This window comes from Neochlamydia sp. EPS4 (assembly GCF_000813665.1).
Classification (GTDB): domain Bacteria; phylum Chlamydiota; class Chlamydiia; order Chlamydiales; family Parachlamydiaceae; genus Neochlamydia.
On sequence record NZ_JSDQ01000002.1, the window covers coordinates 19,700 to 30,509 of the forward strand.

Annotated in this window: 11 protein-coding genes; 3 read left to right on the plus strand and 8 right to left on the minus strand. The window is 38.3% G+C overall.

What is annotated here, in order from left to right; genetic code table 11:
* The first annotated feature begins 1,331 nt into the window (after window positions 1–1,331).
* Entirely contained in the window at window positions 1,332–1,985 is a 654-nt protein-coding gene (locus DB42_RS10090; RefSeq protein ID WP_052435837.1) for a hypothetical protein, read from the plus strand.
* A gap of 39 nt (window positions 1,986–2,024) precedes the next feature.
* Here DB42_RS10090 and pdxT read toward each other — a convergent pair whose 3' ends face one another.
* The 6 genes from pdxT to DB42_RS00230 form a co-directional block, all read right to left on the minus strand.
* Complete coding sequence (gene pdxT / locus DB42_RS00205; protein WP_044881213.1) at window positions 2,025–2,603, minus strand: pyridoxal 5'-phosphate synthase glutaminase subunit PdxT; 579 nt, start codon at window positions 2,601–2,603, stop codon at window positions 2,025–2,027.
* A complete protein-coding gene (gene pdxS, locus DB42_RS00210; RefSeq protein ID WP_044881214.1) occupies window positions 2,604–3,509 on the minus strand; it encodes a pyridoxal 5'-phosphate synthase lyase subunit PdxS in 906 nt (301 codons plus the stop codon).
* Between the two features lie 189 nt (window positions 3,510–3,698).
* On the minus strand, window positions 3,699–4,448 hold the full coding sequence (locus tag DB42_RS00215; RefSeq protein WP_039383326.1) for a DUF3820 family protein: 750 nt from the start codon (window positions 4,446–4,448) through the stop codon (window positions 3,699–3,701).
* Complete coding sequence (gene yihA / locus DB42_RS00220) at window positions 4,445–5,065, minus strand: ribosome biogenesis GTP-binding protein YihA/YsxC (RefSeq protein WP_052354546.1); 621 nt, start codon at window positions 5,063–5,065, stop codon at window positions 4,445–4,447. Before yihA ends, DB42_RS00215 begins: the two co-directional genes overlap by 4 nt.
* Window positions 5,062–5,481, minus strand: a complete 420-nt coding sequence (gene tsaE / locus DB42_RS00225; protein ID WP_039383324.1) for a tRNA (adenosine(37)-N6)-threonylcarbamoyltransferase complex ATPase subunit type 1 TsaE — start codon at window positions 5,479–5,481, stop codon at window positions 5,062–5,064. The genes yihA and tsaE overlap by 4 nt, the downstream gene beginning before the upstream one ends.
* 2 nt (window positions 5,482–5,483) lie before the next feature.
* Entirely contained in the window at window positions 5,484–6,206 is a 723-nt protein-coding gene (locus DB42_RS00230) for a DUF2709 domain-containing protein (RefSeq protein ID WP_039383323.1), read from the minus strand.
* Window positions 6,207–6,322: 116 nt separating this feature from the next.
* On the opposite strand from DB42_RS00230, the gene DB42_RS00235 reads away from it, so the two are divergent.
* A complete protein-coding gene (locus DB42_RS00235) occupies window positions 6,323–7,402 on the plus strand; it encodes a Glu/Leu/Phe/Val dehydrogenase family protein (protein WP_044881215.1) in 1,080 nt (359 codons plus the stop codon).
* Window positions 7,403–7,420: 18 nt separating this feature from the next.
* Window positions 7,421–9,187: an arginine--tRNA ligase gene (gene argS, locus DB42_RS00240; protein ID WP_080502636.1), complete on the plus strand. Its 1,767-nt coding sequence runs from the start codon at window positions 7,421–7,423 to the stop codon at window positions 9,185–9,187.
* 297 nt (window positions 9,188–9,484) lie between these two features.
* Here the strand turns inward: argS and DB42_RS00245 are convergent, their stop codons facing one another.
* Entirely contained in the window at window positions 9,485–10,462 is a 978-nt protein-coding gene (locus DB42_RS00245; RefSeq protein WP_044881216.1) for a KamA family radical SAM protein, read from the minus strand.
* Window positions 10,463–10,621: 159 nt separating this feature from the next.
* The coding region (locus DB42_RS11390) for a hypothetical protein (RefSeq protein ID WP_044881217.1) at window positions 10,622–10,810 on the minus strand (189 nt) is incomplete at its 5' end.

Sequence of the window (10,810 nt, forward strand, 5' to 3'; positions counted from 1 at the left end):
GCAAAAGGCGATTAATATTTAAGAGATAAGAAGAGTAATTAGCTAGAGTAAAAGATTTGTTTTCCTCTATTTGTCCTTTAGATTTTAAAGAAAAAAAAGAGCTAGCTAAATTAAAGATTTGCCTAAAGATTACATTGACCTTTGCTGTTTCAGAAAGCTCTTCGTCTTCTTTAGATTTTAAAGGAGAAAGATAGCTAGCTAAAGTAAAGATTTGCCTAAAGATTGCATTTACCTTTGCTGCTTCAGAAAGCTTTTCTTCTAGCTTATAAATCCTATCTACATTGAGAGCCTGCTCCTTAACATTTCCTTGAGGAACATGCACTTTACCTATTTGCTTATAAAGAGGGGGCATGACTTCAGTAGCTAGCAGATGATGCCATCTTTTACAGACGCTAAATAAGGAAGGAACTGCGCAAGCCTCTAAGATAGGGAGAAGCAATTCATTGGGCAAGCTTTCAATAGAGGCCGAAGAGATAGGATGCATTTTATTTCCTTGGGTAGTGATAACTTTTTCAGCATTTATATTTTTAAAGACAATATAAAAAAATTAAAAAAGCAAGTCAAACGAATTTGTATCCTTATCACCGGGAGGGATTAGCTAACTTGTTAAGCAAAGAGCAAGCTACTGTACCTTGTAAGTGCTAGCTAGATGTAGAAGGTTTTTGCTCAGCTTTGGGCCGACCAGTCATAGTATGCTTTTGATTTGCTATAATTTAGGGTGTTATAATCTGTAATATTTAAGTTTTTTTGCAAACTTATCTAGTTGGCTCTTAGCATTGCTTGGACATGAAAACTCTTGCTACAGGAGCTTAATAAAGGCTTTGGCTTCTTTTTCACCGCCCTTAAGGTAATGCTTGGCTAAAGTAGGGTATTCTCTTTGATAGGTCACTTGGCTAAAGATGACTACCCATCTTTGTTTAAAGCCTACATGGCAAGAGGTAGTCTCAAAGCTCGATACCCTTCTACTATCTCTACAGTCTTGTCGTATTAACTTATAAACATTTTTTACCTTTAAGTTATTATTTTTTCAGCAGACGAATGAAGAGGTAAATAATTTTGATTTTTGACAAAATAAGATAAATACTTGGTGGATGGAAAGGTTTCATTACCCCTTTTCAACCTTAGAAAATCTTTAAATTTTTTTTCAAACGATGAAGAAGGATTGAAATAAATAAATTCTTTTTGATAATTTTAAAAGTAATAAAAAAGGGCTGCATGTATTTTAATAACTTTTGAGCCCTGGCATTCCTGTTGATACTGAAAAAAATTCGTTTTCATAAATTTCATTAAAAAACATCACCCTTTAAAATCATTGAAGAAAGGAGGAAAAAATGAAAACTAAAGGCACATGCACTACCTGCGGCAAAACCTATAGTCCCAGCAAGGGAAGCGCTCATTTACTTGAGTGTGCTTTAAAATCTTTACAATCTTCTCAATCGACACCAGAGGGATATTTACTTCGAATTTCGTGGGCGGAAGAGCCCGGTCTTTATTGGATGTTTGTCTCTATTCCTCAAAGCACTTCCTTACGATCTCTAGATGAGTTTTTAAGGACTACATGGGTAGAATGCTGCGGACACCTTAGCGAGTTTACTATTGGCAGACGCCATTACATGTCTCATACTGAATCTGGCAAACTTAGCCCCTCTATGAATAATCCAATCGGTAAAATCCTATCTCCAGGCTTAGAGTTTACATACGTTTACGATATGGGATCTTCTACTGAACTCGATATACAAGTCCTAGAAAAACTTGCTGCCTGCCCTCAAAAAGAAATTTCAATTTTTATGCGAAATGATCCGCCTGCTTTTCTCTGCGAAACATGCAATCAAGCGGCTGATATCATTTGCTCTTTATGCGGTTCAAAGCTATGTTCCAAGTGCAGTACAAGTCACCCCTGTGCTGTCAATGAAAAAGACACTTATATGCTCATGCCGCTGGTTAATTCCCCACGGGCAGGCGTATGCGGTTATACAGGAGAATAAAAGGCCACTAGAGGTTAAGTTTATCTCATAATTTCATAACTAATGACTTTTTATCAGAGAGATAAAATATTTATGAATAGCTGTACTTTGGGTCAGTTCAGGATGAAAAGTAGCTCCCAAATGCATTCCTTGCTTTACCAGCACAGCTTCTCCTTGATAAGTCGATAAAACCTCAACCTCCTTACCATACTGATGAATGCGTGGTGCTCTAATAAAGGCTGCAGCCACATCCTCAGCTTGAGAAGAACTCAAGTTAGCTTTTAGATTGGCAATGAAGGACTCATACTGACGGCCAAAGGCATTGCGCTCTACAGAAACATTCATAATGCCTAAGGGTTGCATAGGGTCGGCAATTATTTCTTGGGACATCAAGATAAGCCCTGCACATGTACCAAAAAGAGGCCTTAGCTGAGCAAATTGCTTTAAAGGATAAGACATTTGAATGAAATCAATTTGACGTTTTATAGTGGTAGATTCTCCTCCTGGAATAATCAACCCATGGCACCTACTTAAATCCTCAGGCTTGCGCACCGCGACAGCTTTCACATTTAAAGAATGCACCATATCTATATGCTTAGAAAAAGCACCTTGTAGCGCCAAAACACCAATAGTGGTCATTTACCATCCTCTTTGGGCCAACAAATCTTCTTTTCTTATCTGTTGAATATCCAGTCCTTTCATAGCACTTAGCAGGCCCATAGAAATTTTTGCTAACATCTCGGGGTCATTGTAGTAAGTAGCCGCGCCTACAATTGCTTTTGCTCTTTGAGAAGGATCCTCTGATTTAAAAATACCCGAACCTACGAATACACTCTCAGCCCCCAACTGCATCATTAGGGCCGCATCAGCTGGATTAGCTATCCCACCGGCAGCAAAATTAGGAACTGGCAGTTTACCTTTTTCAGCCACTTGTTTAACGAGATGGTAAGGGGCTCCCAAGCGTTTAGCTTCAGCCATCAGCTCGCTATTATCCATGGTGGTCAGTACGCGCATCTCCCGGTTAAGGGTGCGCAAATGGCGAACAGCCTCAACAATATTTCCTGTGCCAGCTTCACCTTTAGTACGTATCATAGCGGCGCCTTCTCCTATGCGGCGAAGAGCTTCTCCTAAATGACGGCAGCCGCAGACAAAAGGGATCCGAAACGCATGTTTATCAATATGATTTTCTTCATCAGCAGGCGTTAACACCTCACTTTCATCAATAAAATCCACAAATAGGGCTTCAAGAATTTGAGCTTCTACAAAATGCCCAATGCGGCACTTAGCCATTACGGGAATAGAAACCGCTTCTTGAATTTTATGGATAAGCTCAGGCCCTGACATTCTAGCTACACCACCTTGCGCCCGGATATCTGCTGGAATACGCTCTAAGGCCATCACAGCAACCGCCCCTGCATCCTCTGCAATTTTTGCTTGCTCTGGCGTGGTAACGTCCATAATGACGCCCCCTTTTAACATTTCTGCCAGCCCTACTTTGACTGCAAAAGAACCAGTTTCCGGATGAGCATTGCCATTTTTCAACATACAAGTGAACTCCATAGTAAAATTTCGAGTGACTTTTGAGAAGCTTTAAGCCAGATTTTATCTGTTTGCCTGCATTTAAGCAAATAAGGAAATAGACTTTTCAATAGATCTTTAGTATTCTTCAAAAAAAAAGAGGAATCGTTAAAGCTATTGAAATTTAAATGGCACCCTTTCTATCTCCTTTTAATTTTATAGTTCGCTAAAAGGATTGGCGGCCTGGCCAAAAGTATTTCCTTTCTTACGGCGCTTAATTTCGGAGCGGATAGAAAACAACAAATCTTGGTCAAAATCTTTATTAGCTGCCCACAAAAGAAACTGAAGCGGCACTTCGGTAATAGGCCTTCCTTTATGTTTACCTAAGGGCATAATCTTCATTGAAACAGGGCGAGAGAGAAGATCGAAAACTTGCTCAACCGTTTTATAAGGTTTCACCAAGTATTTAAATACATCCATATTTACAACCACATCATTCATGGCACGATGAGCGCCTTCTTCTTGAATATTAAAATGTTTACGCAGCTGTTCAAGGGAATTAATGGGACTCTCACCATAGTGACGTGCTAAACGCAGAGTATCAATATAGCGATTGTGTTGGATATGGCAAGGAATGTTAGCCCGAGCTGCAGAAGCAGCAATGACTTCCATATCAAACTTAATTCCATGTCCTACTAAAATATCATTACTAACGAATTTGAGAAACTCCGGAAGGTACTCATTAATTTTAGGCTTTCCTTGCACCATCTGCGGCACAATATGATGAATAGCAATCGATGTTTCAGGAATTTCACATTCAGGGTCAATTAAGGATTCACATTGCGCTAAAACTTGCTCTACCGTAAATCGTACAGCCGCTACTTCAATAATACGATCCCTTTGTGGATCTAATCCAGTAGTTTCACAATCTAAGCAAACAAATGTTTGCGTATGTAATGGCTTCATGCTAGTTCATCCTCTATTGCTTCTGTCAGCATTTTTTGTAATTCTTTACGGCCCACATTTTTAGTTGCTGAATAAAAAAGATGGTGGATATTATCGATGCCAAAAGCTTTTAAAATTTTATCTGCATTAGCTTTTTTTTCATTGGTTGAGATTTTATCTACTTTAGTAAAAACAAGGATCATAGCTTTTTGATAATGAATTACCCATTCCAAGAAGCGCCGATCATCCTCATTAGGCATGCGACGAATGTCAAAAAGAAAAAGAATTAATTTAAGTGGTTCTCTTTCCTTTAGATAGCGCTCTACCATCGGCCCCCATAATTTTCTAGTGGAAAGAGGGACTTGAGCATATCCATAACCGGGTAAATCCACAAATACTAATTTTTCATCGATTACAAAGAAATTCAGCGCTTGAGTTTTACCCGGTACAGAGGAAGTTTTTACTAAACCTTTGCTACCAAATAGATGGTTAAGCAAGCTAGATTTACCTACGTTAGAGCGCCCAGCCACCGCTACTTCAGGAAGTAAATTTCCTCCATCATCTTTAAGGATGGGATAATCTTTAGGTCCCATAGCTGTTTTTATAAAACGTGCCTTAGCAAATGCATAAGCATTCATGAATCTATCCTTATGATACGCGTACTTTCGCTCTCATGCAACAATGTAATTTTAAGACAAGAAGGAGGTAACAAAGGGGCTATCTTCTCTGACCACTCAATGCAGCATATTCCCCCCGCAAAAAGCATATCCTCAAATCCCATGCTCAAAAATTCATCTGCATCGCGCAAGCGATAAAGATCGAAATGATAAACAGTACGATGGCCTTTATAGATATTTAGATAGACAAAAGTGGGACTGTTAACTTGCTGAGGGGTTATGCCAGCGGCTCCTGCTGCCAATCCTTTAACAAAAGTGGTTTTGCCAGCTCCTAATTCTCCAAATAAACAAACAATACTGCCATTAGGCAGCTGGCTACCTAAGTCATACCCTTGATTTATAGTTTGTTCTACGGTATGACAAGTATGAAGATTCATTCCTATTCAAGCCACTGAGCTACAGAAGAGGAAAATTCTTCAAATTCAGCCAAAGCTTCTACAAAACTTGCAATTTTATCTTCCACAAGCTGACTCTGAATAAATTCTAAAAAATGCTCTTCTAATTGAAAGCGATTTTGATTTTGCACTTCCATTAAAGATAAACGTTTGAGATAATGTTGTTTAAAATCTTTGATCACAGCTTCTTTTGTATTAAACAATTTACCACTTAAGACTGACGAATAAACGACTTTAGTAATGGGTTCTTTAGGCTTAAATTTAGCAGCATAGCTTTTAATTACCTCGGGATCATCGGAAATAAAGAAACGTTTTACCCGCAAGCCGTTAACTCTTTCCGTATTTTCTGGGCATTTAGAGACCCAATCATAAATAGCATCTTGTGGATTAGGATGAGTATTATCTCCAAATACTTTTCCGGTAAAAGGACAGATGTAAATCTTTTTAGTTTGCTCATTTACACTCAAATTACTAAAACCTATCTTGATTTCAGTTTCGTGCCACAATTGGTGTTGTTGTTCAACATACTTGACGGCATCCTCTGCACTTTGGTAGATTATCTTGTCTTTTGGAAATAGGACAGGGCGTAGGTTAAATTTTTTTTCTACGTAAAAGAGATATGTAGTCACTAGCTCAGCAGATTGATTCTCTTTTAAAAACTGTTCTAGTTCGCTTTTTATCTCTTCTGTTATAACAGTTTGAGCCATCCGGAACCTCTGTAAAGGGAATAATTAAGTATAAATATTTTAATTTATTGCTGGGCTAAGGATAGCTATTAGAGTATTATTAATCAACTCATTTTGAAAAACACCGGGAGGACTAGATGGTGCAAATAAAGGAAGTAAAAATTGATGGATATAAAAAGGTAATCGAGGCTACTGATCCTGGCGCTCACTTACACTGTATGATTGCTATCCATGATACCTCTCTTGGTCCTTCATTAGGAGGTACACGTATTTATCCTTACGCTTCTTCGCAAGAGGCTTTAAAAGATGTTTTATTACTTGCTAAAGCCATGACAAGGAAATCTGCTGTAGCCGAACTTGGCACGGGCGGAGGCAAAAGTGTCATCCTCGCAGATCCTTATCAGCAAAAAACAGAAAAACTTCTATTAGCTTTTGCAGAAGTGGTGCATTCCCTTCAAGGAGATTATATAGCCGCCGAAGATGTAGGCTCAGATACAAAAGACATGGCCATTATCCGTCAAAAAACCCCTTACGTTGCCGCCTTACCTACCCATACTAGCAGCGGCGATCCCAGCCCCTTCACCGCCTGGGGAGTCTATCGAGGTATCCAAGCTGTAGCTCAAAAACTATGGGGAACACCTTCCGTAGCTAATAAAAAAATCCTTGTTCAAGGATTAGGACAAGTCGGTAGCAAGCTTGCCAATATTTTATTTTGGGAAGGTGCTCAGTTGATTCTTTGCGAAGCCAACGAAGCCCGCCTTGAAGGGCATGCTGCTCCTATGGGAGCAAAAACCGTAGGACTCTATGACTATATTCATACAGAATGCGACATTTTCGCACCTTGCGCCATGGGAGGAGTAATTACTGAAGAAATCGTTCCTCATTTAAAATGTAAGGCTATCGCCGGCGCAGCAAACAATCAATTAGCCTCGCCACTAGTAGGAGAAATGCTTTTGGAAAAAAGAATTTTATATGCGCCTGATTATGTGATTAATGCGGGAGGCTTGATTAATGCTACAGCAGAATTTAATGCAGGAGGCTACAATGCTACTGCAGCACGCGATAAGGTCAATCATATTTACTACCTTCTTCTTAAGCTTTTTGATAAAGCTGAAAAAGAACATAAACCTACGGCGTTGGTTGCGGACGAAATTGCTCAGTACAATCTAACAAATTTAATCGGTCAAAGAAAAAAACCTATCGACTTTAAACATTAACAATAATTAAGTAATTTCATGTCAAAACAAATGCTCATCGACCATCTAAACGAAGAATTTAAAAAGGCGACTATTTCAGCTTTTCCACATTTAGCTAGCACTCCAGATTTATCTATAGAAATTACTCAAAGTACCCAAGATAAATTTGGCCACTATCAATTCAACTCTGCCATGAAGCTCTGTAAAATTCTTCAAAAAAGCCCACGCGAAGTGGCTCAAGGCATTGTGCAAAGTTTAAGTGTTTTGCCTAAAGAAAAAATTCCAGTTATTCATCATGTTGAAATTGCGGGGCCGGGTTTTATCAATATATTTATTCATCCCCTTTACCTATCTAAAAGTATTCAAGAGATCCTCGAAGATCCCACGTTAGGAGTTCCCCTACCTACTCAGCAGCGCATTGTTATTGACTTTTCGAGTCCCAATACCGCTAAGGAAATGCATGTAGGGCATCTGCGTTCTACCATTATCGGCGATTGTATCGCTCGTGTTTTGGAATTTTTAGGACATGAAGTTATACGGCTCAATCATATTGGAGATTGGGGAACTGCTTTTGGTATGCTGATAGCTTACATTAAAGAGACAGCTCCTCATGTATTACAAGCCAATCACCCTACTGACTTGTCCCAGCTGGTCAGCTGGTATAAAGCTTCTAAGCAAAAATTTGATAGCGATTTAGAGTTTAAACAAAGAGCCCAAAAAGAGGTTGTAGCCCTACAAAGTGGGGATACTCTTTCCAGAAGAGCTTGGGAGATGATTTGCCTTATTTCTGAGAAAGCTTATCAAGAGATTTATAATCTTCTCGAAGTAAAAATTCAAACGCGCGGAGAATCTTTTTATAATCCTCTTTTACCAGAAGTAGTTAAAGAGTTAGAAGATCTAGGTTTAGTTGAAATTTCTCAAGGCGCAAAATGCATTTTCTTAGAGGAATTTCGCAATCGTGAAGGCAATGCTATGCCCCTTATGATTCAAAAATCTGATGGAGGCTATAATTATGATACTACCGATATGGCAGCAATCAAACAAAGGATTTTCGAGGAAAAAGCAGACCGCATTATTATTGTGACTGATGCAGGCCAAAGTCTACACTTTCAAATGATTTTCAAAGTAGCCGAAAAAGCTGGATTTTTAAAGAAGAGAAAGATGCAGCTCGATCATGTTCCATTTGGGCTAGTCTTAGGAAGTGATGGAAAAAAATTTCGTACGCGCTCTGGAGACACAGAAAAATTGATTGATCTGCTTCAAGCAGGCATTAAATATGCTAAAGAGATTTTAATTAAGCGAGATCCTACCTTAGAACCACAAGAGGCTGATCATATGGCCCGCATTCTAGGAATCGGCGCCATTAAATACGCCGATTTAGCTTGCCATCGCACTAGCGATTATACATTTAGTTACGAGCGCATGTTGAAATTTGAGGGCAATACTGCCGCCTATTTAATGTATTCTTATGTCAGAATAGCTAGCATTAAACGTAAAGTTAAATTCGAGTTAGAATTAATTAAAAACGTTACTCCCATTCTTTTGGAGCATCCTTCGGAAATAGCTTTAGCATTACATTTAAGACAGTTTGGAGAAACAATCCATGCAGTTTCGCGTGATCTTTTACCCCACCGCTTAACAGATTACCTCTATACCCTAGCAGAAAAGTTTAATGCCTTTTTCCGTGATTGCCGTGTGGAAGGAGTACCTGAGCAAAATTCACGATTACTTTTATGTGAAACAACAGCACGCATTTTGAAAAAAGGCTTAAATTTATTAGGTGTCCAAACAGTAGAAAAAATGTGATCTTCTTTAAAAATTAACAGGCAAGGTTTACTATTCATAAAGAATAAGGAAATATGCTGGCAGTATGGCGAAAAAAGGGGAGGATTTTTAAAGTTTCTTCTTATCCTCCAATTTTTTTCTTTCTTTTAAAACTACTCTTTAGCTTTACTACCTCTGTTGCACGGCTAAACTTAAAAAAATTTATAAATAGACTAACCTATTGACTAATGGGGCGCAGCTTTGACCATAAGGTAAAAAGCTATATAGGCTGACATCCCTAGAGAGTTCTATTAAATCAGGTAATTATTGATTTAAGGGCTAAAAAAGAGGAGTTTTACTGGATTCTCCGGGTACTTCTTGCACATATTTAGGGACCGCATAACCTGATAAATTAGCAGTCAGATAACGGATAAATTCACAACCTTGTTCTTGCTCTACCTCAAAATGGGCAGTGCCTTTTACCCGATCTAGCTGATGCATATAGTAAGGTAAAATCCCGTGATCTACCAATTTTTCGCAGAGGAGTTTTTGAGTTTCCTTATCATCGTTAACGCCTTTTAAAAGCACGCATTGATTAAGAACAGGAATGCCTAAACATTGCACATTTTTAAGCTTTAAAAGAACTTCCTCATCTAGCTCGCGGGGATGATTGACATGGACTACAAACCAAATTTGTACACGACGGACTCTTAAGATATCTAAAAATTCTTTATCAATCCTTTCCGGAATTCCGATAGGAAAACGGGTATGAAAGCGAACACGGCGTAGATGAGAAATCGAATCTAGTTGATCTAAAAGATTGCTTAATGTTCTATTTTCCAACGATAAAGGATCTCCTCCACTTAAGATAATTTCCCTAAGAGATAAGTCTTCTCGAATAAGCTCCAATTCGTTAGCAAAGCTAGTTTTTTTGCTATCGTACTCAAAATTTTGACGGAAGCAATATCTACAATGCATCGCACAAGCACTTGTGCAAACTAAAAGAGCCCGGCCTTTATATTTTTGCAAAAGTTTAGTTTCCTTTCGAAATAATCGATCCTGGACGGGGTCTATTTGAAAGCCTGTAGCTTCCAGCTTTTCATCTAAGGCAGGAAGAAATTGCTTAAGAATAGGATCATCTAAACTCTCTTTAGTAATTTTTTGAGCAAGGCGAAGGGGTAAGTTTAATTTAAATGAAGGATTTTTTAATATTCGCTCACCTTGTTCAGGAGAGAGCTTTAAAAAGTCTGCTAATTGTTTCCAATTTGTGAAATTGCTGCGTTGTATTTGACGCCATAAAGCTGGAGAAGTCTGCATTTTACCTAATAAAAAAATTAGTCACCTTAAAACTAACAGTTTGTAAATATTTTTTGCAAGCCACCCTAACAAATGTTTTTTTTCTTACAATATTAATAATATATTGACAAATTTTTTATATAAAACAAGAAAAGAAAGCAGGGAAATTGCATGAAGATTTTATTTACCATTCAGCATTTCCATCATGTAGTCTCGATTCCACCCGGCTTTTGCTCTCTTACCCTTGATTCCTGCTTTTGTTTTTGTATCAGCTTTTAATAAATTCATTGTACATCTTTTCAAAACAGATAGATTTTCGGGACCGTGATCTTTACGAACTTTGCTTTTATCTTCTCCATAAGAAACATC